This is a genomic window from uncultured Pseudacidovorax sp., from assembly GCF_913773995.1.
GTDB lineage: Bacteria > Pseudomonadota > Gammaproteobacteria > Burkholderiales > Burkholderiaceae_C > Xenophilus.
Map to the genome: position 1 here is coordinate 1 of NZ_CAJYES010000122.1, position 24,244 is coordinate 24,244.

Here is a 24,244-nt window from a genome sequence, read left to right on the forward strand (position 1 = left end):
AGAGCTCGGCCAGCAGGAGATCGGCTGCCCGCCGCAGGGCACGGATCCTACCCAGCGCTTCCGTTCGTGCCTCCAACCGCCCCCCCTGGGTGCTCTGGTTCAGCTGATGGATTGCGTCGTAGGCGTCATGCTCCGCCTTCATCCATGCAGCAAATCGGGGGTTGGGTAGGTCGTCCATGTCGGCTCGATGTCCTCGCGTCAGACGCGCTGGTATTGCAACGGCGCGAAGTCTGAGGGCGGCGCGCCACTGCGCATGTAGGACAAGCCTTGGGGGTGCGGTAGGCGCAGGTGGGCGCTATGCGGCGGTCATGGGCGCGGCCGGTGCCGAATCGCGGAACATTGCCATCGCCGCCGCCACGCCGCTGGCGGCCTGAGGCACGCCCTGGATCGTCAGGCCCATCTCCACGCCGGCGATCATGGCGATCAGGGTCAGGTCATTGCTGTTGCCCAGATGGCCCATCCGGAACATGCGGCCTTTGAGCTTGCCCAGGCCGGTGCCGAGCGAGAGGTCGAAGCGCTCGTGGATGATCCGACGCAACTGGTCCGCGTCGATGCCTGCGGGTGTGATCACGCCGGTCAGCACGGGCGAATGGCGATGTGCATCCGCGCACTGGGTGGGCAGCCCCCACGCGGCCACGGCGGCGCGCACACCGGCGGCCCAGCGCTGGTGGCGGGCAAAGACCTGGGGCAGCCCTTCGGCTTCCAGCATGTCGATGGACTCCGCCAGCGCATACAGCAGGTTGGTGTTGGGCGTGGAGGGCCAGTAGCCCGTGGCATTCATGGCCACGATCTCCTCCCAGTCCCAGTAAGCGCGCGGCAGGCGGGCCGATCGCGCAGCCTCCAGCGCCTTCGGCGACAGCGCGTTGAAGCTGATGCCGGGTGGCAGCATCAGCCCCTTCTGCGAGCCGCTCACCGAGACGTCGACTCCCCATTCATCGTGCCGGTAGTCGGCGCAGGCGAGCCCCGAGATCGTGTCCACGATCAGCAGCGCGGGGTGGCGTGCCGCATCGATGGCGGCACGCACGGCCGCGATGTCCGAGGTCACGCCGGTCGAGGTTTCGTTGTGCACCACGCACACCGCGCGGATGCGGCCCTGGGTGTCCTCGCGCAGCCGGGCTTCGATGAAGCCGGCATCCACGCCGTGCCGCCAGTGGCCGGCCTGCGGCAGCAACTCGTCGGCATGCGGGGCGGCGATCAGTTCGGCGTCCAGGCCGAGCCGTGTGGCCATGCGGTGCCAGAGCGAGGCGAAGTGCCCGGTCTCGTACATCAGCACCTTGTCGCCGGGGGAGAGCGTGTTGCACAGCGCCGCCTCCCAGGCGCCTGTGCCCGAGGCGGGGTAGATGACCACGGGCTGGCGTGTGCCGAAGATGCGCTGCATGCCTTCGATGACGCGGCGGCCGAGGCGGCCGAATTCCGGGCCGCGGTGATCGATGGTCGGCAGGCTCATGGCACGCAGCAACCGGTCGGGTACCGGGCTGGGGCCGGGGATCTGCAGGAAGTGATTGCCCGTGGGATGTGAATCGAGATGGAGCATGGCGAAGCGGCGGCAAAGGAGGAACTAGCGCGTCATGTGTCGCGACAGCGTGGTCTGCGGCAGGTAGGCGCCGGCCGCGCGCAGGCGCGTGACCAGGTCTTCGGTGTCCAGATCGCAGGCGGGCTGGCCGGTCTGCAGCGACTGCGCGGCTGCCGTGGCCGCCGCCTGGCCCATCATGTATGCGGCGGACTGTGCGCGGATGGACCCATGGACCTTGGTGTCGCTCGAATGGCAGCGACCCGCGACCCACAGGTTCTGCGACGAGCGCGGCACCAGGATGCTGTACGGAATGCCCACGCAGCCGCCCTGTCCCAGGTTGTCCTTGCCGTGGAAGTCCTGCAGAAAGCGTTCGTATTCGGCCCGGGACGTGTTGGTGGGATGCACGTCGGTCGGGCGGTTGTAGACGGCGATCTGGTCGGCGAACTGGCGACGGTTGCGGAAGTCGTCGATGGTCAGCTCGAACTCGCCGACGATGCGACGCGAGTCGCGCACGCCCATCACCGGCGCCGTGCTGAGCAGGTCGATCTGCTCGCAGCCCGGCACATAGCGGCGGTAGAACTCGACATACTCCACCGCCAGCCGACGCCCGTGCACCATGCCGTCGGAGAGGCTGCGCACCGAGAGCGGATCGAGCCCGAACACATGGCCGGCATTGAGCGTGGCGCTGTGCGCGCCGATCTTGTTCATGCCGGGGAAGAAGCGGTCCTCCTGCGTAAAGAAGCCGTCCTCGATCCCCTGAGGCACCAGCTCCTTGCGCACCCGTTCCTTGACCGCGTCCACCCCGCGCCAGTCCTCGCCGTATGCGGGGTCGTCCCAGTTCATGGCGCCGATGAGCGAACAGAGCGTCGAGGGGGCGACGGAGTCGGTGTCGCGCAACACGACCTTGCACTGAACGCCGGTCATGGCCGCCAGGGCTGCGTCGCCGGTGGCATCGATGAAGGCCTTGGCCCGCACATACTCCAGCCCTTCCACGCTGGACAGGATGACGCCCTCGACACGCCCGTCCACCACCTCGGCATCGGCCACGCGGGTGAAGAAGCGCAGTTCCACGCCGGCCTGCACGGCGAAGTCGTCGAGGATCCGCTTCAGCGCCTCGGGCCTGAAGGGCACCCATCGATTGAGCTGCGTATTCAGGAACTCGGGCACGACATGGGGGCCGAAGGCCTTTTCCTGCCACATGCGCTCCAGCAGTTCGCGCATGAAGCCGCCGGTCAGCATGCGCTCGCCATCGGACACCGGACCGAAGGAGGCGACCAGGCCCGAGGTGCCCATGCCGCCCAGGCAGCCCGTGGCCTCCACCAGCAGGGTGCGCAGGCCCAGGCGGGCGGCGCAGATGGCCGCGGCGCTGCCGGCAGGCCCGCCGCCGGCCACCACCAGGTCGAACTCGGCCTTCGCGCGGACGCGTCGTTGATAGTTGAATGTGTTCATGGATCGATGCAGGGATGGGGCAGGTCGGGGCACTACTTTTCGGACACCGGCCGCGTGACTTTCGCGAAGCGCTGGATCTCGGAGCGGATGAAGCGCCCGAACTCCTGGGGCGGCAGTGTGGCCACCTCGAAACCCATGTCGGCCATCTGGCGGCCGACATGCTCTTCCTTGAGCAAGGCGACCAAGTCCGAGGAGATCCGGTCCGCCACCGCCGGGGGAACACCGGCCGGACCGCACAGGCCGGCCCAGTTGACGGCCTCGTAGCCGGGATAGGTCTCGGCGATGGCCGGCCAGTCGGGAAAGAGCGGGCTTCTCTGCGCGCTGGTCACGCCCAGCACCTTCAACTGCCCGGCCTTGACGAAGGGGGCGGCCGAACTCGCCACGGCAAAGCCCAGCGGGATCAGCCCACCCACCATGTCGGTGTAGAGCTTGGCGGCGCCGTTGTAGGGCACGTGCAGCAGGTCGATGCCCGCCGTGCTGTTGAGCAGTTCGCCAGCGAGCTGCGCCGCGGTGCCGATGCCGTTGGAACCGAAGGAGAGCTTGCCCGGCTGGCGCTTCGCCAGGGCCACCAGGGCCGGGATGTCCTGCGCCGGCAGCGACTTGTCGGCCACGAGCACCGTCGTGTAGTAGCCCAGGCGCGCGAGGGGCGTGAAGTCCCTGACGGCGTCGTAGGGCAGGTCCGAGCGCTGCACGGCGTTGATGCTCAGCGAGCTGCCCAGCAGGCCGATCGTGTGACCGTCATGATTGGCGCGCGCCAGCGCGGTGCTGCCCACCACCACGCCGCCGCCGGGCCGGTTCTCGACGATGACCGAGCGCTTCCAGCGCGGCTCCAGCCGCTCGGCGAGGATGCGGGCGAGCCGGTCCGCGGCGCCGCCGGCGGTCTGCGGCACGATCAGGTTGACCGTACGGCTGGGGTAGTCCTGTCCCCAGGCCTGGAACGTCGGCGCGAGGCCGGCCAGGCCCAGCAGGCGGAGGGCGCCTCGACGCGAGAGCGTCGTCGTTTGGCCAGTCGTATGCATGGTTGTCTCCTTGTCTTCTTCTTTGCAGTCATCCGGATTCTTGGCGCCGTGACACGCCCGATCAATTGAAAAGAAGGGGGTATCCCTTAACCTCCGGTTATGTGCACTGCGTGGGCCAGGCGATGAATCTGAGACACATGGAGGTGTTCCGGGCGGTGATGCTCACCGGCAGCATCAGCGGGGCGGCGCAGCTGCTGCACGTCTCGCAGCCGGCGGTGAGCAAGCTGCTGGCCCATGCGGCCCGGCAGAGCAGGCTGGTGCTGTTCGAGCGGATCAAGGGACGGCTGGTGCCCACGCCGGAAGCTCAGCAGCTCTATCAGGAGGTGGAGAAGCTCTGGCGTGGCGTGGAACGGGTGCGCGACGTCACGCGCAGCCTGGGCGATCCGAGTTCCGGCGTGCTGCGCCTGGGCGTCTCGGCCAGCCTGGGCACGTATCTGGTGCCGCGCGCAGTGGCGCTGCTCTACGAGCGGCATGCCCACATCAAGGTCAGCATGGAGGTGCTGATCGCCCCCATCATGGTCGAAGCCCTGCTGGACCAGAGCGCGCACCTGGGCATCGCCATGCAGCCCATCGACCATCCCAACCTGGCGGCGGTTCGCAGCTTCAGCTGCGGGCTGGCATGCGTGATGCGCAGCGATCACCGGCTCGCGGCCAAGCGCGAGATCGTGCCGCGCGACCTGTCCGCGGAGCGGGTGATCTCGTCGCCCGCCAGCACTCCCTACGGCCAGAGCCTGCGCCGTGCCTACGGTACGGCGGCGCGTTCTGCCAAGCTCGACGTCGAAGTCCGCTCCGCGGCCAGCGCCTGCTGGTTTGCCCAGGCGGGCGCAGGGATCGCCGTGGTCGACCGGGCCGCGGTCGCGGGCCAGTCATTCAGCGGGCTGGTGGTGCGGCCGTTCCGCTGCAGGGAACTGCTGGAGGTGCGGGTCTTGCGCAACGCCCACCGGCCCTTGCCGCTGCAGCACCAGCACTTCTGCGAGGCCTTCGAACAAGCGTGGACGGAAAGCATGGGCTGAGCGGCGGCGGGCGACGTCCGCTTTCGCCTGCGTTCCCCAGGGGTGGGCGCCCTAGCTGCCGCGTCCCGCGCTGGCCGGCAGATCGCCCACCTCGCGGTCGAGATCCACGGACAGCACGTCGGCCGCCAGATGCTCCAGCTGCTTCATCGTCCAGTCCATCACCTGGCGCTCGCTGACCGAGCCTTCGGACAGCCACGCCAGCACCAACTGGTCGTGAAAGCCGATCCAGGCACGCAGGCAGGCGCGCACTGCGCGAGTCGGCGTGCGCAGCCCGAGCGCAATGCAGACCCGGTCGATGGCTTCCTGCCGCGAGGCCTCCCAGATGTCGGCAACCTTGGCATGGGTGGCGACGTTGTGCGAGCGGGCGCGGAAGAGGGCGTCGCCCTCTCGCTGCCGCACGGCACGCAGGTGCGCGCGAAGAAAGGATGTCAGCTGCTCACGGGCCGTCTTGCCACGGAATGAGGCCAGCTGGACCTCGTTCATGCGCTGCGCGGCCACCCGGCTGACTTCGGCGTAGAGCTCCTCCATCGCACCGAAGTGATGGAACAGCAGCCCGTGCGCCACGCCGGCCTCGCGCACGATCTCGGCGGCCGACACGTCCATGAAGCCCCGGCTCGCGAAGAGCCGTTCGGCCGCTTCCAGGAGGCGTTGCTTGCCCGTGGGCGCCTTCGCGTCGGCAGCCTCCTTCTTGCGGCGTTGCGGGCGGCTGGCGGTGTCACTCATGGATTCAATGATAGGTGGGGCGCACCAGGGGCCTGTCGGTTGCTTCAGGGAAAACCAGCAACGCCGTCCGCACGTTCGACATTAAGCTGACTGACAGTCAATCAGCAGATCAGCATTCCGTCCATGTCGAGCATCAAACTTTCCCCAGATGGCGAGGCCCTGCGCCCCGACGTCCTGATCGTGGGCGGCGGGCCCTGCGGGCTGGCCGCGGCCATCGCCCTGGGGCGCTGCGGCGTGCGCACGCTGCTGGTCGAGCGGCATGCCTCGACCAGCTTCCATCCCCGTGGCCATGTGGTGAGCGCCCGGACGATGGAGATCCTCCGGACCTGGGGCCTGGACGACGCCGTGCGCGCACGCGGCATTCCGCAGGACCGCAACCAGGGCGTGGTCTTCGTGCGTTCCGTGGCGGGCGAGGTCATCGGCGAGATCAACACCTATGTGGATGCCCAGCGCAATCGGCTGGCCGAATCGCATGGCCCCAGCGCCAAGACCTCCTGCCCCCAGGACGTGCTCGAGCCGGTGCTGCGCCGCGCTGCGGAGTCGCAGACCGGCGTGGATGTGCGCTTCGGCACGCAGCTTCAGGACCTGACGCAGGACGAACAGGGCGTGCGCGCGCGCATCGTGGGCGCGGACGGCGTCGCGCACACCGTGCATGCGCGCTACGCCATCGCGGCCGACGGCGCACGCGGCGCCCTGCGCGAGAAGCTCGGCATCCCGCTCGATGGCAACGAGGCGCTGGGCCAGCAGATCGGGGTCTATTTCGAGGCCGACCTCTGGCCCTGGGTGCAGAAGCGGCCCCACCTGCTCTGGTGGATCTACAACCCCCAGACCGTGGGGGTGCTGATCGCCCTGGATGGCCGCCATCGCTGGACCTATAACTTCGGCTACGACGCGTCCCGAGACTCGCCGGATCGGTTCACGCCCGAGCGCTGCGCCGCCATCGTGCGCGCGGCCATCGGCGTGGCCGACCTGCCGCTGCAGGTGCGCGATGTGCGCGCCTGGCGCATGCAGGCGCGCATCGCGCGGCACCTGCGCAGCGGACGCGTGTTCCTGGCCGGCGATGCGGCGCATCCGCTGCCGCCCACCGGCGGCCAGGGCATGAACACCGCCGTCGGCGATGTCCACAACCTGTGCTGGAAGCTGGCGCTGGTGCTGCGCGGCGAGGCCGACGCGTCGATCCTGGACTCGTACGAGGACGAGCGCCTGCCGGTGATCCGCTTCAACGTCGCACAGAGCGTGCGCAATGCCCGGCGTATGGAGAGTGCCGGCCTGGGCGGCATCATGAAGACGCACGAGGACTTCCGCGAGGAGGACATCGCCCGCATGCGCGACGCGATTCCCGGCCAGCGTGCGCACTTCGACTACCACGGCCAGACCTTCGGCTATGGCTACCGCTCCAGGCTCGTCCTGGGCGCCGACGAGGCCGTCGCCGCACCGGAGGTCGACACCTATGTGGCATCGGCCGCGCCGGGCCGGCGCGCGCCGCATTGCTGGCTGCGCCGGGCCGAAGGCGCCGCCACCGTGTCCACCATCGAGCTCTTCAAGGACCGTTGCTTCACCCTGCTGGCGGGCCGCGAGGGGCAGGCCTGGCAGGCGGCGTTCCTGAAGGCCGCCGTGTCGGCCGGCCTGGTGGCCCAGGCCTTCGCCGTCGGGCCGCAGGGGGAACTGATCGACCACGGCGGCGCATTCCACGACCTCTACGGCATCGGTGCCGACGGCGCGGTGCTGGTGCGCCCGGACGGCCACGTCGCGTGGCGCAGCCAGGGCGCCAGCGACGACGCAGAGCAAGCCATGCGCCAGGTGATCGGCGCGCTCACCGGCCGGCAGGCAGCCTCGCAGGCCGCGCCGGCCCAACCGTTTCAGAAAGGCCAGGCATGAACACCTCTCCCTCCACCACCGCTGCTGCCAGGGACATGCCCGTCGTGCGGCCCCGCCGGCTCGCCCACATCGCCCTGCGCACGAACCGGCTCGACGATCTCGTGGCCTGGTATTGCACGGTGCTCGGTGCCCACGTGGCCCATGCCTCGTCCAAGGTGGCCTTCCTGACCTACGACGACGAGCACCACCGGCTCGCGCTGATCGCGCTGGAGGAGTACCAGCCGCGGGACGACGCCTTCCGCGTGGGCCACTACCACACTGCCTTCGCCTACGACTCGCTGGCCGAGCTGCTGGGCACCTTCGAGCGACTGCGGGCGCTGGAGATCCTGCCATACCGCGCCATCAACCACGGGCCCACCGTGTCCTTCTACTACGCCGATCCGGAAGGCAACCAGATCGAGCTGCAGGTCGACAGCTTTCCCGATGCCGCGGCCACCAACGCCTGGATGCGCAGCGAGGCCTTCCGCCGCAATCCGATCGGCATCGACTTCGACCCCGACGACATGGTGCGCAGGCTGCGCGCCGGCGAGCCGGAAGCCCGGCTGCTGCGTCGCCCCGATTCGCTCGACTGAACCCACCCCAGAAGAAGGAGACACGCATGCCCCGCACCCTCATCCGCCGCCTCGCGGTCGGCGCCCTCCTGGCCGTGGCCTCGTTGGCCGCCTCGGCCCAAGCCACCAAGGCCCGGCTGGTGCTGCCGGCGCTGTCCGTCCTGTTCGCCCCGGTGTACATCGCCGAGGACGCGGGCTACTTCAAGGAAGCCGGCCTCGACGTGGACGTGAGCCAGCTGGCCGGGCCGGCCGCGCTCAATGCGCTGATCGGCGGCAGCGCCGACTTCACCACCATCGCCGGTCTGCTGCAGCTGCGTGCGGCCCAGCGGGGCCAGAAGACGCTGGCCATCGCCGGCCTGCAGGAGAACGCGACGACCGAGATCGTGCTGTCTGCCGAGGCGGCCCAGCGGCTGTCGGCAGCCCGCTCGCCGGTGGAGCGGGCCCGCGCGCTCAAGGGGCTGACGCTGGCGGTGGATGCGGCCAACGGCCTGCCTCATGCCTTCCTGCGCTACGTGGCGCGCCAGGCCGGCATCGATGCGGACCGCGACATCCGACTGGTCTTCATTGCGCCGCCGGGCATGGACGCGGCGCTGCAGAAGAAGGACGTGGACGGCTTCGTCTTCTCGAGCCCCTTCACGCTCGAAGCCGTGCGCCGCGGTGCGCAGCTGTGGATCAGCGGCCCGCGCGGCGACTTTCCGGACCTGAACCCGACGACCTACAACGTGCTGGTCGCGCGCGACGGCTACTGCACCAGCGCCGCGGCCAACTGCAGGAAGATGGTCGCCGCGCTGGACCGCAGCCTGGCCCTGATCGGCACCGAGCCCCAGAAGGCCCTGGCCCTGCTGGCCCGGCGTTTCGACAAGATGGATCCCGAGCTGCTGAAGCAGGCCTTCGAAAGCTTCCAGCGCAACACGCCCGCGCGCGCCATGCCCATGGGCAAGGCCTTCGCCCACACGGTCGAGACCATGTTCGGGCCGCAGGACGACAAGGCGGCGCTGTCTGCGCTCGCCGGCACGATCTACACCGATGACTTCGTGGGCGGTGCCCGTTGAGCCAGCACATGAGGGCCCCGGTGCATCGTCCGTGGATCGACTGGCTGGTGCTGGGCGTGGTGCTGCTGGCGGCCTGGGAGGCAGCATCGCGCCTGCTCGGCGCCTACTGGATCAGTTCGCCGATGCTGGTCGTGAGCCGGCTCGGGGCCATGGTCGCGAACGGCGATCTCTGGTTCCATGGCCGCTTCACCCTTGGCGAGGCGCTGGGCGGCTTCCTGCTGGGCGCCGTGCCGGGTTGCGCCCTGGCCATGGCGCTGCGTCGCCATCCATGGACCCGTGAGGCGGTGCTGGCCGTCGCGGGCATCGGCTACGCCATCCCGAAGACGGCGATGGTGCCGCTGTTCATCCTGTGGCTGGGCGTGGGGCCCGGCGCCAAGGTGGCGCTGGTGGCCATGGCCATCTTCTTCATCGTGTTCTACAGCACCCTGGACGGCGTGCGGGCGGTCGATGTGCGGCTGCTCGCAACGGTGCGCGTCCTGGGCGCCAGCGAATGGCAGCTGCTGCGGCATGTGGTGTGGCCGGCGGTGGTGCCCTACCTGTTCGGCGGCCTGCGCGTGGCGGTGCCGTATGCCATCGCGGGGGCCATCGTCGGCGAGATCATTTCGTCGAACCGCGGCATCGGCTACCTGGTGCAGTACGGGGCCTCGGACTTCGACACCACGCTGGTGTTCGTCGCGCTGGTCACCGTGATGGCCATCGTGCTCGGCCTGGGCGCCGTGCTGTCGATGCTCAACCGGCGCTGGCTGCGCTGGCAGGCCCCGCAGGCACAGCCAGCGCGTGCTGTCGGAGTCTGAAGCATGAGACCCGATACACCTGCCCTGGCCCAGTCCACCGCACTGCTGCAGCTGTCGCAGCTCGGCGTCTGCTACGAAGGCGGCGGGGCGCAGGCGCCACGCTGGATCCTGCGCGACGTGGACCTGACGGTGCACGAAGGGGAGTTCGTCACCGTTATGGGGTCCTCCGGCGCCGGCAAGTCGACCTTGCTGAATGTGGTGGCCCAGACGCTGGCGCCCTCGGCCGGCCGCATCCTGTTCCGGGGCCGGCCCGTCGGCGGTGAGGGAATGCCCGCCCAGCCCGGCAGCGGCCGGCAGATCGGCTACGTCACCCAGGACGACAACCTGCTGCCCTGGCGGTCGGTGTGGGACAACGTGATGTTCCCGCTCGAACTGGCCGGCAAGCCCTCCGCCGCGGACGTGGCGCGGGTGCGCCGGCTGGTGGAGCAGGTCGGACTGGGCCAGTGGACTGGGCACTACCCGCACCAGCTCTCCGGCGGCATGCGCAAGCGGGCCTCGCTGGCGCGCACCCTGGCCTACAACCCGCCCGTCGTGCTCATGGACGAGCCCTTCGGCGCCCTCGATGCCGAGACGCGCGCGCAATTGCAGGCGGACCTGCTGGCGCTGTGGGCGTCGGAGCACAAGACCATCCTCTTCGTCACGCACGACATCAACGAGGCCATCGCGCTCGGCGACCGCGTGGTGCTGCTGTCCGGCTCGCCGGGGCGCGTGGTGCTCGAGCGGCACATCGACATTCCGCGCCCGCGCGATCCGGAGTCCATCTTCAAGGCGCCGACCTTTGCCGGGCACTACGACGCCATCCGGGCCTGCCTGCGCCACGGAGTCGGAGCATGAGCGGGCGCGGCCGGCTGACGGCCCGTCTGCTGGGGCTCGCCGCTTTCGTGCTGGTGTGGGAATGCGCCAGCCGCGCGCTGGGCGCCTACTGGGTGCCCGGCGTCGGCCAGGTGGCGGCGCGCATCCAGGGCGACTGGGTGGCCGGCCGGCTGCTGGCTGATGTGGCGTCCACCTCGGTGCTGCTGGCCGCGGGCACGGCGCTGGGGGCGCTTGCGGGTGCAGGGCTGGCGGTGCTGCTGCGCCTGTCGGCGCGGGCCGATGCGGCGGCACAACCCTTCGTGACCGCGGTGATGAGCATTCCCAAGCTCGGGCTGGTGCCACTGCTCGTGCTGTGGTTCGGCACCGGCTGGATGCCCAAGCTGCTGCTGGTGGCGCTGACGGTGCTGTTCATCGTCTTCTCGCTCACTTATGCGGGGCTGGCGACCGTCGATGCGCGATTGCTGATGACGGCGCGCGTATTCGGCGCGACGCAGGGCCAGCTCACGCGCCACGTCGTCGTGCCGAGCGTGCTGCCTTTCGTCTTCACCGGGCTGCAGGTGGCGCTGCCCTGGGCCGTGAGTGCCGCACTGGTCGGCGAGTACCTGGCCGCCAAGCGCGGCATAGGACATGGCATCGAGGCCGCCCGCCAGCTCGGCGACACCGTCGGCGTGTACCAGGGCATCGTGCTGGCGACCGCGCTGGTTTTGCTGTGCAGCGGGTTGCTGCGCGGATTGCGCCGGCTTCTTCCCGACATCCATCCCTAGCGCAAGACAGGAAACCATGAAGATCTACCACTTCCTCCACGAGGGTCGCGCACGCTTCGGCGTGCTGGAAGCGCAGGACGTCGTGCGCGCGATGCGCGGCTCGCCCTTCGACGGCGACATGACCCTGGGCGAGGAGCGCTGGCCGCTGGCCGGCCTCCAGCTGCTGGCGCCGACCGTGGCGCGGCCGCGCATCTTCGGCATCGGCCTGAACTACCGCTCGCACATCCTGGAGACGGGGCGGTCGCCGCCCGACATCCCCTCCGTGTTCGTGAAGCCGGACACGAGCCTGCTCGCGCCGGGCGGCGCCATCGTCTATCCGCGGGGGAGCACGGTGGTGCACTACGAGGCGGAACTCGTCGCGGTGATCGGCCGCCGCGCGCGGCATGTGCGGCAGGAGGACGCTCTGGCCCATGTGCTGGGCTACACCTGCGGCAACGACGTGAGCGAACGCACCATCCAGCGGCAGGAGATGGCCATGGGCCTCATGACGCTGGGCAAGGCCTTCGACACCTTCGCGCCGATCGGCCCCTGCATCGAGACGGCGGTCGATCCGGCGGCGCTGCGCTTGCGCGCACGGCTCAACGGCAGGGTGGTGCAGGAGGGCGACACCGCGGATCTGCTCTTCGGCGTCGACGCCCTCGTGGCCTACCTGAGCCGCGCCGTCACCCTGCTGCCCGGCGACCTGATCATGACCGGCACGCCAGGCGGTGTCGGTCCCCTGCGGCCCGGGGATGCGGTCGAGATCGAGATCGACGGCATCGGCACCCTGGCCAACACCGTGGTCGAGGAGGGCGCATGACCATGGCCCACGAAATCTCAGCCCTGCGGGACCGGGTGCTCGCCGCGGACGAGGCCCGCTACCAGGCCCTGTACGTGCAGGACGTCGAGGCACTGGGCCGGCTGCTCGCGCCGGACTACCTGCACACGCATGCGAACGGCAAGACCGAGGACCGGGCCGCCTTCCTGGCGACCATCGCGTCGGGTCGCTTCCGGTTCGTGGATGCGGTCCGCACGGACCAGCAGGTGCGTGCCGCGGGTGCGGCCGTGGTGCTGAGCGGCACCACCACCACGACCCTCGACGTCGGCGGTGCCACCAAGGTGATGCGCAACGCCTTCGTCACCGTGTGGATCGACGCGGTCGACGGTCTGCGGATGCTGCATTGGCAGGCAACCGCAGTGCCCGGGGCCTGAATCATTCCTGGCCGGCCGCCATCGATGAACTCACGACAAAGGAGACGCCCTTGAACCCCACGACCTGCGGCCGAGCCGCCGCCCGCCTGGCCGCTTCGCTGTGCGGCCTGCTCCTGTGTGCCTGCGCGATGGCGCAGCCGGCATTTCCCTCGCGGCAGATCACGCTCGTGCTGCCGGCCGCCGCCGGCACCGGCGTCGACATCATCGGCCGCATCGGCGCCCAGCGCCTGGCGGAAGTGCTGGGTCAGCCGGTGGTGGTGGAGAACGTGGTGGGCGCCAGCGGGGTCATCGGCGTGCAGCGGGCCGTGCGGGCCAGGCCGGACGGCCACACGCTGCTGTTCAGCTTCAACCAGACCATGACGATGAATCCGCATGTGGTCGCCAACCTGCCCTACGACCCGCAGAAGGACCTGGTGCCGGTGTCGCGCTTCGCCGCGTCGCCCTTCGTCTGGATGGTCAACACGCAGGTGCCGGTCCATTCCTTCGCCGAGCTGGTCGCCTATGCCAAGGCGCGGCCGCGGCAGCTCGCCATCGGTGTCACGGGCTATGCATCGGCCGCCTACCTGGGAGCGCAGCTGCTGGCCGTCCAGACGGGGGCCGAACTGCTGGCGGTCAACTACGCGGGCAATTTCAGTGCGGACCTGCTGTCCAACACGGTGCAGCTGTCCATGAGTCCGGCCGCCCAGGTGCCGTCGCTGCTCGCCAGCGGCAAGGTGCGGGCCCTGGCGCAGACCGGCGCCCAGCGGGCCGCCGCCATGCCCGACCTGCCCACCGTCAACGAGACGGTGCCCGGCCCGGCCATCGACGCCTGGTACGGCGTCTGGGCGCCGGCCGGCACGCCGGCAGAGGCGGTGGCCACCCTGAGCCAGGCATGGCAGCGGGTCGCGGCGATGCCGGAGGTGCGACGGCAGCTGGCCGCGGTGTCGGCCGTGCCCGTCGGGAGCACGCCGGCTGCCCTGCAGGAGATCACGCGCGATGAATCGCAGCTCTGGGGCGAGGTGGTCAAGGCGCGGCGCATCACACCTTCGCAATAGGGGGACCCTCGGCGCCCCCTGGGGAGACCGGGCTCCCCACCCGATTGGCGGCCCCGCCGCGACCCGCCCGAATAAGCTTCCTCGATAAAAGTATTTGAAGCTTGCATGCTTCATGCTTGATCATTCGCAAATCGGATGATCAAGAACCTCGATATTCGTCAGCTCGAAGCCTTCGCCGCCGTGATGTCCTCCGGGAGCATCACCGGCGCGGCGCGCCTGCTCGACCGCTCCCAGCCGGCGGTGACGCGCCTCATCCACGAGCTGGAGGCGGCCACGGGCTACGCGCTGTTCACCCGGCACGGCCCCCGCGTGGCGCCGACGGCGGAGGGCTTCCAGCTCTTCGAGGAGGTGCAACAGCTGCTGGGCGACTGGCGCCGGCTGCAGCAGCGGGTGGACGAGATCGGCCGCGGCGGCGCGCAGCCCCTGGTGCTGGCCGCCACCTCGGCGGCGGCGCTGGGGCTGGTGCCCGCCGCCTTGCAGGCCCTGGAAGCGGGCGAGGGCACCGGCGCGGTGCGCCTGGTCAGCGGCTCGCCGGAGCGGGTGATGGAGTCGGTGCTGACCGGCGCCGTCCAGCTGGGCGTCTCCAGCCTTCCGTTGGAGCACCGCGGCCTGCAGGTGTTGTGGATCGGCGAGGCACCCTGCGTGGCCGTGCTGCCCGACGGCGATCCGCTGGCTGCGCACGACGTCGTGCCGGCCGCCGCATTGGCCGGGCGCCGGCTGGTCACCCTGAGCAATCCCTTCCGCCTGCGCCACCGCATCGACGCCCTGCTGGGCGGGGGCACGGCGGGTGCCGCGCAGGAGAGCCAGGGTGGCTCGCAGGCCGCGGATGTCATCGACACCAATTCCTCCGTCAATGCCCAGGCCCTGGTGCGCGCCGGGCTGGGCATCGCCTTGCTGGACCCGCTCACCGTGCACGGCGTGCCCATGGCCGGCGTGCAGCTGCGCCCGCTGGACGTGAACATCCCCTTCTTCTTTGGCGCCGTGGTGCCGCAGGGCCGGCCCGTCACCCGCCGTGTGCAGGCCCTGGCCGATGCGCTGCAGCAGGCGGCGACGCGGCTTCCCGGCTTCGTCGCCCATCCGCCCGAGGCCCATGCCCGGCTGCTGCAGGCCGCGCAGGGCGCCGAGCCGTCCTCCTCTTCCACCCGCTCCTGACCGAAAGCGCCCCATGAGTTCGCCCGCTCCCCAAGCCTTCATGCCCCCGGCCGGCCTGTCCCAACTGGAGCAGCGCCTGCGCCAGGACCTGCTCTGGCTCGGCCTGCCGCCCAAGCGCTGGGTGCCGCCCAGCGAGCGGAACGGCCAGCCGGTGATCGACGTGGCCGTCATCGGCGGCGGCATGGCCGGGCTCACGCTGTCGGCCTCGCTCACGCACCTGGGCGTGCAGGCGGTGGTGTTCGACCAGGCGCCGGCCGGCTTCGAGGGGCCCTGGGCCACCACCGCGCGCATGGAGACGCTGCGCTCGCCCAAGGAGCTGACCGGCCCCGCGCTCGGCCTGCCGGCGCTGACCTTCCGCGCCTGGTTCGAATCGCAGTTCGGGCTGGATGCCTGGCGGGCGCTGGACAAGATCCCGCGCCTGCAATGGATGGACTACCTGCGCTGGTACCGCCAGGTGCTGCGGCTGGACGTGCGCAACCGCGAGCGCGTGGCGGCGGTGCGTCCGCGCGCAGATGGGGTGGTGCAGCTGGACCTGGTCGACGAAGGCGACGGCGACCGCGCCCACGCCGTGCTGGCGCGCCACGTGGTCATCGCCACCGGCCGCGACGGCCTGGGCGGCCCGTGGGTGCCCGAGTGGGCGCACGGCCTGCCGCGTGAACGCTGGGTGCATTCCTCGCATGCCTGGGACGGCGCCATGCTGCGGGGCAAGCGTGTGGCGGTGATCGGCGGCGGCGCTTCGGCCATGGACGCGGCGGCCACCGCGCTGGAGAACGGTGCCGCCCGCGTCGACCTCCTGATCCGCCGGCGCGAGCTGCCACGCATCAACAAGGGCAAGGGCTCGGGCAGCCCCGGCATGTCGCACGGCTACTGGATGCTGCCGGACGAATGGAAGTGGCGCTTCCGCCATTACCTCAACGTGCAGCAGGTGCCGCCGCCCCAGGGCAGCACGCTGCGCGTGTCGCGCCATGCCCAGGCGCATTTCCACCTGGGCGCGGGCGCGACGGGCGCCACGGTGCGGCCCGACGGCGTGATCCGCGTCGAGACGGCCAAGGGCCCGCTGGCGGCGGACTTCGTCATCTTCTGCACCGGCTTTCGCATCGACTGGGCGCAGCGCCCCGAGTTCGCCGGCCTGCAGCCGCATGTGCGGCTGTGGCGCGACCGCTTCGCCGCGCCCGAGGGCCAGGACGACGAGGAACTGGCCGAGTCGCCCGACCTGGGGCCGCTGTTCGAGTTCCAGGAGCGGGTGCCCGGCAGCTGCCCGGGGCTGGACCGGGTGCATTGCTACAACTACGCCGCCGCGCTGTCGCAGGGGGCAGGCGCGGGCGACATCCCGCAGATCACCGACGGCGCGCAGCGCCTGGCCCGTGGCCTGGCCGGCTGCCTGATGGTGGAGGACGCCGACGCGCATTACGCCGCCATGCAACGCTATGCCGAGCCCGAGCTCGAAGGCCACGAATGGACCGAGGCGTCGTTTCCCGCCTATGAGGAAGCGGCCCTGGCGCGCGAAGGGGCCGCCCCATGATCGGCTGGCTGCTGCGCCGGCTCGGCCAGGCGCTGCTGGTCGTCTGGGCGATGACGCTGATCGTGTTCGTCGGCCTGCACGCCATCGGCAACCCGGTGGACATCCTGATCGGCGACGACATGAACCAGGCCGAGCGGGCCGCCGCGATCGCCCGCCTGGGGCTGGACCAGCCGCTGTGGCGCCAGTACCTGTCCTTCCTCGAAGGCGCGGTGCAGGGCCAGCTGGGCAAGAGCTTCGTCTACCACGACGAGGCCATCCGCATCATCCTGGACCGTCTGCCGGCCACCATGGAACTGGCGGTGGCGGCGCTGCTGCTGGCCGTGCTCATCGGCGTGCCGCTGGGCCTGTTCGCGGGCATGAAGCCGGAGCATCCGGCCTCGCGCGCCATCATGGCCACCAGCATCGTGGGCTTCTCGCTGCCGGCCTTCTGGGTGGCGCTGATGCTGATCATGGTGTTCAGCGTGCAGCTGGGCTGGCTGCCGGCCGGCGGGCGCGGCGAGACGCGCAGCCTGTTCGGCATCGAATGGTCCTGGCTCACGCTCGACGGCCTGCAGCACCTGCTGCTGCCTGCCTTCAACCTGGCCCTGTTCAAGATCTCGCTGGTGCTGCGCCTCACGCGTGCCGGCGTGCGCGAGGTGCTGCCGCAGGACTTCGTGAAGTTCGCGCGGGCCAAGGGCCTGTCGCCGGTGCGGGTGGTGGGCGTACACGTGCTGCGCAACACGCTGATTCCGCTGGTCACGGTGCTGGGCCTGGAGCTGGGCTCGACCATCGCCTACGCGGTGGTCACCGAGACCATCTTCGCCTGGCCCGGGGCCGGCAAGCTGATCCTGGACAGCATCAATTCGCTGGACCGCCCCGTGGTGGTCGCCTACCTGATGGTGGTGGTCGTGATCTTCGTGACGCTGAACCTGGTGGTGGACGTGCTCTACCGCCTGCTCGATCCGCGCGTGCGGCTGGAGGGCGCGAAGTGAGCGCGTTGCCGACCTCTTCTTCGTCCACCGCCGCACCGAAGCCCGAGCGCGGCTTCTGGTGGCGCGTGGGCAGCGACTTCCTGCAGTCGCGCGTCGCCATCGCCGGGCTGCTGATGCTGGCCGTGGTGGTCGTCGTGGCCCTGGCCGCGCCGTGGATCACACCGCAGAACCCCTACGACCTGCTGCAGCTGGACGTGCTCGACGCCCGCCTGCCGCCGGGCTCGCCGCGCGGCGAGGGCGGCTACACCTACTGGCTGGGCACCGACGGCCAGGGCCGCGACCTGTACTCGGCCATCGTCTACGGCCTGCGCATCAGCCTGGGCGTGGGCGTGGGCTCGGCCCTCATCGCGGCGGTGCTGGGCACGCTGGTGGGCCTGCTGGCCGCCTATGCCGGCGGCCGGGTCGACGCGCTGCTGATGCGGCTGGTGGACCTGCTGCTGTCCTTCCCGACCATCCTGATGGCGCTGATGATCCTGGCCTACCTGGGCAAGGGCATCACCAATGTCGTGCTCACGCTGGTGCTGCTCGAATGGGCCTACTACGCCCGCACCGCCCGCGGCCAGGCGCTGGTGGAGACGCGGCGCGAGTACGTGGACGCCGCCCGCGGCCAGGGCATTCCGCCCTGGCGCATCCTGGTCGGCCATGTGCTGCCCAACTGCCTGCCGCCGCTCCTGGTGATCGGCGCGCTGCAGGTGGCACGGGCCATCACGCTGGAGGCGACCCTCTCCTTCCTGGGGCTGGGCGTGCCGATCACCGAGCCCTCGCTGGGCCTGTTGATCTCCAACGGCTACCAGTACCTGCTGTCCAACGAATACTGGATCAGCCTCTTCCCCGGCCTGGCCCTGCTGGCCACCATCGTTGCGATCAACCTGGTAGGCGACCAGCTGCGCGACGTACTGAACCCGAGGTTGCAGAAGTGAGCGGCGATACCACTCCCGTGCTGGAGCTGCGCGATCTGCGCACCCGCTTCCACACCCGCGACGGCGTGCTGCCGGTGGTCGACGGCGTCTCCTTCACGCTGGGCCGCGGACAGGTGCTGGGCCTGGTCGGCGAGTCGGGCTCGGGCAAGTCGGTGACCGGCTTTTCGGTCATGGGCCTGGTCGATCCGCCGGGGCGCATCGAAGGCGGCGAGGTGCTGTTCCAGGGGCAGGACCTGCGCACGCTGCCGCCCAAGGCCTTGCGGCAGTTGCGCGGCGACCGCATCGCCATGATCTTCCAGGACCCGATGGCCACGCTGAACCCGGTGCTGCGCATCGACGTGCAGATGGTCGAGGCGGTGCGCGCCCACCGCGACGTGGACAGCGCCACCGCCCGCCGCCATGCGGCCGAGACGCTGGCGCTGATGGGCATTCCCAGCCCCGAGGAGCGGCTGAGCGCCTATCCGCACCAGCTTTCGGGCGGCATGCGCCAGCGGGTGGCCATTGCCATCGCGCTGCTGCACAAGCCGGCACTCATCATTGCGGATGAGCCCACCACGGCGCTGGACGTGACCATCCAGGCGCAGATCCTGTCGGAGATGCAGAAGCTGGTGAAGGACAGCGGCACCGCCATGATCTGGATCAGCCACGACCTGTCGGTGGTGGCGGGCCTGGCCGATGCCATCGCCGTGATGTATGCCGGCCGCATCGTCGAGATCGGCGCGGTGGACGATGTGCTGGACCGACCGCAGCATCCCTACACCCAGGGCCTGATCGGCAGCCTGCCCAGCGCCAACCGGCGTGGAGCGCGGCTGAAGCAGATCCCGGGCATGGCGCCGCACTTGGCGCGGCTGCCGGCCGGCTGCGCCTTCGCGCCGCGCTGCCCGCGTGCGACGGCCGAATGCCAAGCCGCCGTGCCGGCACTGGTCGCGCCGCGGGCCGAGGTGCCCGGGCACCGGGCGCGTTGCATCCATCCGGGAGCTGCTGAATGAGTGCCGTGCTTTCTTCCAATGCAGGCGCCGCCCGCGAGGCAGCATCGACACCGCTGGTCGACCTGCGCGCCATCTCCAAGCGCTTCGGCGAACGCCAGGAAGGCTGGCTGGACCGCCGCCTGCGCGCGCTGGGCCTGGGCGAGGCGCCCGCCATCACCCATGCAGTGGACCATGTCGACCTGCAGGTGCAGCCCGGCGAGGTGGTCGGCCTGGTCGGCGAATCGGGCTGTGGCAAGTCCACGCTGGGCCGCATCGCCGCCGGCCTGCTGGCGCCCAGCGAGGGCGAGGTGCTCGTGGACGGCCAGGACATCGCGCACATGGACGACCGTGCCCGCCTGGCCGCGCGGCTAAAGGTGCAGATGGTCTTCCAGGACCCCTTCGGCAGCCTCAACCCGCGCCTGCGCGTGGCGCGCATCGTGGGCGAGGCGGCGCGGCTGCACGGCCTGACCGATGCGGCCGGCGAGGACGACTACGTCTGCGCGCAGCTCGAACGCGCCGGGCTCGACCCGTCGCTGCGCCACCGTTACCCGCACCAGTTCAGCGGCGGCCAGCGCCAGCGCATCGGCATCGCGCGGGCGCTGGCGGTTCAGCCGCGCATGCTGGTCTGCGACGAGGCCGTGGCCGCGCTGGACGTGTCGATCCAGGCGCAGATCCTCAACCTGTTCACGGACCTGCGCGAGCAGCTGGGCCTGGCCTACCTGTTCATCAGTCACGACCTGGGCGTGATCGAGCACCTGTGCGACCGCGTGGTCGTGATGTACCTCGGCCGCGTGGTCGAGGCGGCGCCGGTGGAGGAGCTCTTCGCCAATCCGCGCCATCCCTACACCCGCGCGCTGCTGCAGGAGATTCCGCGCATCGATGCCCGGCGCGCGCAGTTCGCGCCCATCCGCGGCGAGATTCCGAGTCCGCTGTCACCGCCCAGCGGCTGCCACTTCCATCCGCGCTGTCCGCAGGCGATGGACCGCTGTCGCACCGAGGTGCCGCAGCTGCGTGGCATCGCCATCCATCACCAGAGCGCGTGCCACCTGGACGCCCTCTGATCGCCTCCCTTCCCGCTGTTCCCTGACGAAAGGATCGCCATGACTCCCCATTCCCTGCGCACCGCGGCCATCGCCGCCGCCGCCCTGATCGCCGCCGCCGGCGCCGCGGCGCAGAACCTCGCCATCGGCTTCGCCGACCCGGTCTCCTCGGTGGACCCGCAGCTCAACAACCATGCGGGCGACCGCTCGCTGGCGCTGCATTTCTGGGACTCGCTGGTCACTTCGCGCGACGGCGGCAAGCTGGACCCGGGCTTGGCCTCCAGCTGGAAGTCGCTGGACGACAAGACCTGGGAATTCAAGATCAACACCGCCATCAAGTGGCAGGACGGCACGCCCGTGTCGGCCGATGACATCGTGTTCTCCTTCCAGCGCGCGCGCAGCGTGCCGGGCTCGGTGGCCTCGTACTCGGGCGCGCTGCGCTCAGTCGAATCGGTCACCGCCAAGGACGCGGGCACGCTGATCGTCAAGACCAGCACGCCCAACCCCATGCTGCCGCTGGAGATCGCCTCCATCTACGTGGTGAGCAAGCACGTCGGCGAGAAGGCCCGCACCGAGGACTACAACAGCGGCAAGGCCGTGGTCGGCACCGGCCCCTACAAGTTCATCTCGTACACGCCGGGCGACCGCACGGTGTTCGAGCGCAACCCGGCCTACTGGGGGCCCAAGCCGCAGTGGGAGAAGGTGACCTACCGCTTCATCAACAACGGCGCCGCCCGCACCGCGGCGCTGCTGGCCGGCGACGTGGACGTGATCGACAAGGTGGCCGTCACCGACGTCGAGAAGCTGCGCAAGGACCCGAAGGTCAGCGTCTACACCTACCCCGGCCTGCGCGTGCTGCTGCTGCAGCCCACGCTGCGCGAAGGCCCCAACGAATTCATCACCGACAACGCCGGCAAGGTGCTCGACAAGAACCCGCTGACCGACGTTCGCGTGCGCCAGGCGCTGTCGCTGGGCATCAACCGCAAGGCCATCGTCGACCGCGTGCTGCAGGGCACCGTGACCGAGGCCAACCAGTGGATGCCCAAGAACAGCTTTGGCTACAACCCCGAGGTCAAGGACATTCCCTACAACGCCGAGCAGGCGAAGAAGCTGCTGGCCGAGGCCGGCTATCCGCAGGGCTTCCAGATCGCCATCCACGTGCCCGGCGACCGCTATCCGCAGGCGCCCGAGACGGTGCAGGCCGTGGCGCAGTTCTGGTCGCGCATCGGCGTCAAGACCAAGGTGGAGGTGGTGCCCTGGTCGGTGTACTCGGGCCGCGCGTCCAAGAACGAGTACGCCGTCAGCGTGATCGCCTGGGGCAACGGCACCGGCGAAGCCGGCTACGGCCTGCTGCAGACCCTGGCCAGCTACGACCCCAAGCGTGGCCGCGGCATCAACAACTGGGGCCGCTACAGCAACGAGAACGTGGACAAGGCGCTGGACGCCGCCACCGTCGAGTTCGACGCCCGCCGGCGCGAGGCCATCTTCCGCCATGCGGCCAAGCTGGTGACCGACGACGTGGGCCACATCCCGCTCTTCCACTACCAGAACATCTGGGCCGCGAAGAAGGGCCTGAAGGTAGTGCCGCTGCTGAGCGACCGCACCACGGCCATGCAGGTTACGCGGACGAACTGATCCATGCTGCAAGTCACGCCCGCCGATGCGCTGATCGATGTGCCGCGGCGCATGGGGGCCGACGGGCTCGCGCCCGGCGAACGGGTGCGCATCGAGAGCCGCACGGTGCGCGGCCCGGGCATCGCCTGGACGGCGCAGGTCGAGCTGGTGGCCGATGCCGACGGCACGGTGGACCTGGGCCGCGATGCGCCGCTGCCCGGCGGCAGCTACGTGGGCGTGTCGCCCATGGGCCTGGTCTGGGCGCAGGTGCCGGAGCGGCCCGGCGCGCCGCGCGAGGTCTTTGCCGCCGAGCCTGCCGCGCCGCTCACGACCGAGTTGGTGCTCACGCGTGCGGACGGCAGCCGCTGGCAGGCCGCCTTCGTGCAGCGGCTGGCGGGCGAGGGCGTGACGCGCCGCGAGGTGCGGGACGACGGCCTGTCGGCCACGCTCTTCCTGCCGCCCGGGCCGGGGCCGCATCCGGCGGTGATGGTGCTCAACGGCAGCGGCGGCGGCATCAACGAGCCGCGGGCGGCGCTGTATGCGTCGCACGGCTACGCGGCCCTGGCCGTGGGCTATTTCAAGTCGCCCGGCCGGCCCGACCACATCTCAGACACACACCTGGAGTACTTCGAGACGGCGCTGCAGTGGATGCATGCGCAGCTGAAACCTGCGGGTGGCTTTGTCGCCCTGTCGGGCCAGTCGCGCGGCGGCGAGCTGGTGCTGCTGCTCGCCACGCTGATGCCCGAGCTCGTCTCGGCCGTGGTCGGCTACGTGCCCGGCGCCGTGGTGCACAGCGCGCAGAACGCCTGCAACCCGGCCAACGGGCCCCACAGCCGCAATGGCCCGGCCTGGTGGTGGCGCGGCCAGCCGCTGCCGCACCTGTGGGAGCACAACCGCACCGCCACCTGGGCGCCCTGGGACGAAGGCCCCGAGCCGCGCCGCCATGCCAACGCCTTGCTCACCGCGCTGCAGGACGCCGAGGCCGTGGAGCGCGCCCGCATCCGTGTTGAGCGCATCCGCGGACCGGTGATGCTGCTGTCGGCCACCGACGACGGCTCCTGGCCCTCCAGCCTGTACGGCCGCATGGTGGTCGAGCGCCTGGCTGCGCATGGTCATCCGTGGCCGGTGGAGCACCTCGACTTCGAGGGCGCCGGCCATTCCATCGTCTTCCCTTACGTGCCGACCACGCAGCTGGCCTATGCCCACCCGGTCTCGGGCCGGCTGAGCACCAGCGGCGGCACGCCCGCCGCCAATGCGCATGCCGACGAGGCCTCCTGGGCCGGCGTGCGCGACTTCCTCCACCAAGCCGCTTCGGCGGCCAAGGCCAAGCCATGACTTCTGCCGTTTCCACCCCCGTCGTCCCCGACCTGATCGACTCGCTGGTGCCGCTGGCCGACGGTGCGCCGCTGCATGCCGTGCGCCACCAGCGCGACAAGGTGGTCACGGCCACGCAGGGCAGCCATGCGCGGCTCTTCGATCCCGCGCTGCCCGGGCTGTCGCTGGCAGAGCGCCTGCTGGCCGCGCACGAGATCGCTCGCCGTGCCGGTGTGACCGCGCTGGCCGACCACTACCGCACGCAGCTGCTGGCGCTGGGCACCCCGTCCGCCGCCCAGCAGGCGGCCCTCGATGGCGAGGCCGTGCCGGACGACGACGCCCGCCTCGCCGAGATCCTGCGCTTCACCATTGCCCTGGCCGACAAGCCCGTGGAAGGCGACCAGGCCGCGCTGCTGCGCCTGCCCGCCGCGGGCATCGACACCCCCGCCGTGGTGGCTCTGGCCCAGCTCATCGCCTACGTGGCCTATCAGGTGCGCGTGCTGGCCGGCCTGCAGGCGCTGGCTGCCGCCGGTGATGCACAGTCTGCGGCACCCGCGGCACAGGAAGACGCGGCGCCCTTCGTGCACCCGGCCAACCTGCCCAAGCCGGGCGAGCCGGTGCGCATCAATGGCTTCACCAGCGAGACGCTGGGCTGGAAGGCGTGGCTGCCGGTGCTGGACCTAGCTGACGCGACACCGGAGCAGACGGCCGTGCTGGAGAGCAGCCATCCCAAGGCCAAGACCAGCGACTACTACCTGCTGCTGGTGCAGCAGCCGGCCATCCTGCAGGAGCGCTCCACGGTCTTCAACGCCATCATGTATGCGCCTGGCGGCCTGTCGCGCGCCGAGCGTGAGCTGGCCAGTGCCGTCGTCTCGCGCATCAACGGCTGCGTGTACTGCGCCTCGGTGCATGCCCAGCGCTTCGAGCAACTGGCCAAGCGCAACGACGT

The 24,244-nt window shown here is 70.5% G+C and carries 23 protein-coding genes; 19 read left to right on the top strand and 4 right to left on the bottom strand.

The features are described from left to right. Positions 1–295: 295 nt before the first annotated feature. Genes QZ772_RS11330 through QZ772_RS11340 form a run of 3 tightly spaced genes read right to left on the bottom strand, consistent with a single transcriptional unit; the run spans position 296 to position 3,981 of the window. Positions 296–1,534, bottom strand: a complete 1,239-nt coding sequence (locus tag QZ772_RS11330; protein WP_295526031.1) for an aminotransferase class V-fold PLP-dependent enzyme — start codon at positions 1,532–1,534, stop codon at positions 296–298. 24 nt (positions 1,535–1,558) lie between these two features. Then, positions 1,559–2,962 (bottom strand): FAD-dependent oxidoreductase, encoded by a 1,404-nt coding sequence (locus QZ772_RS11335; RefSeq protein ID WP_295526034.1) that lies wholly within the window; start codon positions 2,960–2,962, stop codon positions 1,559–1,561. A gap of 32 nt (positions 2,963–2,994) precedes the next feature. Beyond that, complete coding sequence (locus QZ772_RS11340; RefSeq protein ID WP_295526037.1) at positions 2,995–3,981, bottom strand: tripartite tricarboxylate transporter substrate binding protein; 987 nt, start codon at positions 3,979–3,981, stop codon at positions 2,995–2,997. Between the two features lie 122 nt (positions 3,982–4,103). On the opposite strand from QZ772_RS11340, the gene QZ772_RS11345 reads away from it, so the two are divergent. Beyond that, positions 4,104–4,994 carry a LysR substrate-binding domain-containing protein gene (locus QZ772_RS11345; RefSeq protein WP_295526039.1) on the top strand — a complete coding sequence of 297 codons (891 nt, stop codon included), beginning with the start codon at positions 4,104–4,106 and terminating at the stop codon, positions 4,992–4,994. 51 nt (positions 4,995–5,045) lie between these two features. Here the strand turns inward: QZ772_RS11345 and QZ772_RS11350 are convergent, their stop codons facing one another. After that, positions 5,046–5,717, bottom strand: coding sequence for a TetR/AcrR family transcriptional regulator (locus tag QZ772_RS11350; RefSeq protein ID WP_295526042.1), 672 nt, complete (start codon positions 5,715–5,717; stop codon positions 5,046–5,048). Positions 5,718–5,840: 123 nt separating this feature from the next. Between QZ772_RS11350 and QZ772_RS11355 the strand changes: the two genes are divergently transcribed. The 18 genes from QZ772_RS11355 to QZ772_RS11440 form a co-directional block, all read left to right on the top strand. Then, positions 5,841–7,595, top strand: coding sequence for an FAD-dependent monooxygenase (locus QZ772_RS11355; RefSeq protein WP_295526044.1), 1,755 nt, complete (start codon positions 5,841–5,843; stop codon positions 7,593–7,595). Continuing rightward, the gene (locus QZ772_RS11360) at positions 7,592–8,167 is read left to right on the top strand and encodes a VOC family protein (protein WP_295526046.1); all 576 of its coding nucleotides are present in this window, start codon (positions 7,592–7,594) and stop codon (positions 8,165–8,167) included. The genes QZ772_RS11355 and QZ772_RS11360 overlap by 4 nt, the downstream gene beginning before the upstream one ends. A 26-nt stretch (positions 8,168–8,193) precedes the next feature. Beyond that, positions 8,194–9,198 (top strand): ABC transporter substrate-binding protein, encoded by a 1,005-nt coding sequence (locus tag QZ772_RS11365; protein ID WP_295526049.1) that lies wholly within the window; start codon positions 8,194–8,196, stop codon positions 9,196–9,198. Between the two features lie 8 nt (positions 9,199–9,206). Beyond that, entirely contained in the window at positions 9,207–9,992 is a 786-nt protein-coding gene (locus QZ772_RS11370) for an ABC transporter permease (protein ID WP_295526052.1), read from the top strand. Positions 9,993–9,995: 3 nt separating this feature from the next. After that, the gene (locus tag QZ772_RS11375) at positions 9,996–10,826 is read left to right on the top strand and encodes an ABC transporter ATP-binding protein (protein ID WP_295526054.1); all 831 of its coding nucleotides are present in this window, start codon (positions 9,996–9,998) and stop codon (positions 10,824–10,826) included. Next, positions 10,823–11,569: an ABC transporter permease gene (locus tag QZ772_RS11380; protein ID WP_295526058.1), complete on the top strand. Its 747-nt coding sequence runs from the start codon at positions 10,823–10,825 to the stop codon at positions 11,567–11,569. Before QZ772_RS11375 ends, QZ772_RS11380 begins: the two co-directional genes overlap by 4 nt. A 16-nt stretch (positions 11,570–11,585) precedes the next feature. Continuing rightward, complete coding sequence (locus tag QZ772_RS11385; RefSeq protein WP_295526062.1) at positions 11,586–12,368, top strand: fumarylacetoacetate hydrolase family protein; 783 nt, start codon at positions 11,586–11,588, stop codon at positions 12,366–12,368. Further along, positions 12,365–12,760, top strand: a complete 396-nt coding sequence (locus tag QZ772_RS11390; RefSeq protein WP_295526065.1) for a nuclear transport factor 2 family protein — start codon at positions 12,365–12,367, stop codon at positions 12,758–12,760. The genes QZ772_RS11385 and QZ772_RS11390 overlap by 4 nt, the downstream gene beginning before the upstream one ends. A gap of 50 nt (positions 12,761–12,810) precedes the next feature. Continuing rightward, positions 12,811–13,794 carry a tripartite tricarboxylate transporter substrate binding protein gene (locus tag QZ772_RS11395; RefSeq protein WP_295526068.1) on the top strand — a complete coding sequence of 328 codons (984 nt, stop codon included), beginning with the start codon at positions 12,811–12,813 and terminating at the stop codon, positions 13,792–13,794. A 135-nt stretch (positions 13,795–13,929) separates the two neighbouring features. Beyond that, complete coding sequence (locus tag QZ772_RS11400) at positions 13,930–14,946, top strand: LysR family transcriptional regulator (RefSeq protein WP_295526071.1); 1,017 nt, start codon at positions 13,930–13,932, stop codon at positions 14,944–14,946. A gap of 13 nt (positions 14,947–14,959) precedes the next feature. Then, positions 14,960–16,468 (top strand): NAD(P)/FAD-dependent oxidoreductase, encoded by a 1,509-nt coding sequence (locus QZ772_RS11405; protein ID WP_295526074.1) that lies wholly within the window; start codon positions 14,960–14,962, stop codon positions 16,466–16,468. Beyond that, on the top strand, positions 16,465–17,439 hold the full coding sequence (locus QZ772_RS11410; RefSeq protein ID WP_017761974.1) for an ABC transporter permease: 975 nt from the start codon (positions 16,465–16,467) through the stop codon (positions 17,437–17,439). Before QZ772_RS11405 ends, QZ772_RS11410 begins: the two co-directional genes overlap by 4 nt. After that, on the top strand, positions 17,436–18,359 hold the full coding sequence (locus QZ772_RS11415) for an ABC transporter permease (RefSeq protein WP_234192652.1): 924 nt from the start codon (positions 17,436–17,438) through the stop codon (positions 18,357–18,359). The genes QZ772_RS11410 and QZ772_RS11415 overlap by 4 nt, the downstream gene beginning before the upstream one ends. Next, positions 18,356–19,348 (top strand): ABC transporter ATP-binding protein, encoded by a 993-nt coding sequence (locus tag QZ772_RS11420; RefSeq protein ID WP_295526081.1) that lies wholly within the window; start codon positions 18,356–18,358, stop codon positions 19,346–19,348. Before QZ772_RS11415 ends, QZ772_RS11420 begins: the two co-directional genes overlap by 4 nt. Continuing rightward, the gene (locus tag QZ772_RS11425; RefSeq protein WP_295526085.1) at positions 19,345–20,388 is read left to right on the top strand and encodes an ABC transporter ATP-binding protein; all 1,044 of its coding nucleotides are present in this window, start codon (positions 19,345–19,347) and stop codon (positions 20,386–20,388) included. Before QZ772_RS11420 ends, QZ772_RS11425 begins: the two co-directional genes overlap by 4 nt. A 39-nt stretch (positions 20,389–20,427) precedes the next feature. Further along, the gene (locus tag QZ772_RS11430; protein ID WP_295526088.1) at positions 20,428–22,002 is read left to right on the top strand and encodes an ABC transporter substrate-binding protein; all 1,575 of its coding nucleotides are present in this window, start codon (positions 20,428–20,430) and stop codon (positions 22,000–22,002) included. Positions 22,003–22,005: 3 nt separating this feature from the next. Then, complete coding sequence (locus QZ772_RS11435; protein WP_295526091.1) at positions 22,006–23,316, top strand: acyl-CoA thioesterase/bile acid-CoA:amino acid N-acyltransferase family protein; 1,311 nt, start codon at positions 22,006–22,008, stop codon at positions 23,314–23,316. Continuing rightward, a partial coding sequence (locus tag QZ772_RS11440) for a peroxidase-related enzyme (protein ID WP_295526093.1) occupies positions 23,313–24,244 on the top strand: 932 nt, incomplete at its 3' end. The genes QZ772_RS11435 and QZ772_RS11440, both read left to right, overlap by 4 nt.

Coding starts and splice junctions, on each gene's coding strand:
- QZ772_RS11330 (WP_295526031.1), bottom strand. CDS start 1,534: ATGCTCCATCTCGATTCACATCCCACGGGCAATCACTTCCTGCAGATC.
- QZ772_RS11335 (WP_295526034.1), bottom strand. CDS start 2,962: ATGAACACATTCAACTATCAACGACGCGTCCGCGCGAAGGCCGAGTTC.
- QZ772_RS11340 (WP_295526037.1), bottom strand. CDS start 3,981: ATGCATACGACTGGCCAAACGACGACGCTCTCGCGTCGAGGCGCCCTC.
- QZ772_RS11345 (WP_295526039.1), top strand. CDS start 4,104: ATGAATCTGAGACACATGGAGGTGTTCCGGGCGGTGATGCTCACCGGC.
- QZ772_RS11350 (WP_295526042.1), bottom strand. CDS start 5,717: ATGAGTGACACCGCCAGCCGCCCGCAACGCCGCAAGAAGGAGGCTGCC.
- QZ772_RS11355 (WP_295526044.1), top strand. CDS start 5,841: ATGTCGAGCATCAAACTTTCCCCAGATGGCGAGGCCCTGCGCCCCGAC.
- QZ772_RS11360 (WP_295526046.1), top strand. CDS start 7,592: ATGAACACCTCTCCCTCCACCACCGCTGCTGCCAGGGACATGCCCGTC.
- QZ772_RS11365 (WP_295526049.1), top strand. CDS start 8,194: ATGCCCCGCACCCTCATCCGCCGCCTCGCGGTCGGCGCCCTCCTGGCC.
- QZ772_RS11370 (WP_295526052.1), top strand. CDS start 9,207: ATGAGGGCCCCGGTGCATCGTCCGTGGATCGACTGGCTGGTGCTGGGC.
- QZ772_RS11375 (WP_295526054.1), top strand. CDS start 9,996: ATGAGACCCGATACACCTGCCCTGGCCCAGTCCACCGCACTGCTGCAG.
- QZ772_RS11380 (WP_295526058.1), top strand. CDS start 10,823: ATGAGCGGGCGCGGCCGGCTGACGGCCCGTCTGCTGGGGCTCGCCGCT.
- QZ772_RS11385 (WP_295526062.1), top strand. CDS start 11,586: ATGAAGATCTACCACTTCCTCCACGAGGGTCGCGCACGCTTCGGCGTG.
- QZ772_RS11390 (WP_295526065.1), top strand. CDS start 12,365: ATGACCATGGCCCACGAAATCTCAGCCCTGCGGGACCGGGTGCTCGCC.
- QZ772_RS11400 (WP_295526071.1), top strand. CDS start 13,930: ATGATCAAGAACCTCGATATTCGTCAGCTCGAAGCCTTCGCCGCCGTG.
- QZ772_RS11405 (WP_295526074.1), top strand. CDS start 14,960: ATGAGTTCGCCCGCTCCCCAAGCCTTCATGCCCCCGGCCGGCCTGTCC.
- QZ772_RS11410 (WP_017761974.1), top strand. CDS start 16,465: ATGATCGGCTGGCTGCTGCGCCGGCTCGGCCAGGCGCTGCTGGTCGTC.
- QZ772_RS11425 (WP_295526085.1), top strand. CDS start 19,345: ATGAGTGCCGTGCTTTCTTCCAATGCAGGCGCCGCCCGCGAGGCAGCA.
- QZ772_RS11430 (WP_295526088.1), top strand. CDS start 20,428: ATGACTCCCCATTCCCTGCGCACCGCGGCCATCGCCGCCGCCGCCCTG.
- QZ772_RS11435 (WP_295526091.1), top strand. CDS start 22,006: ATGCTGCAAGTCACGCCCGCCGATGCGCTGATCGATGTGCCGCGGCGC.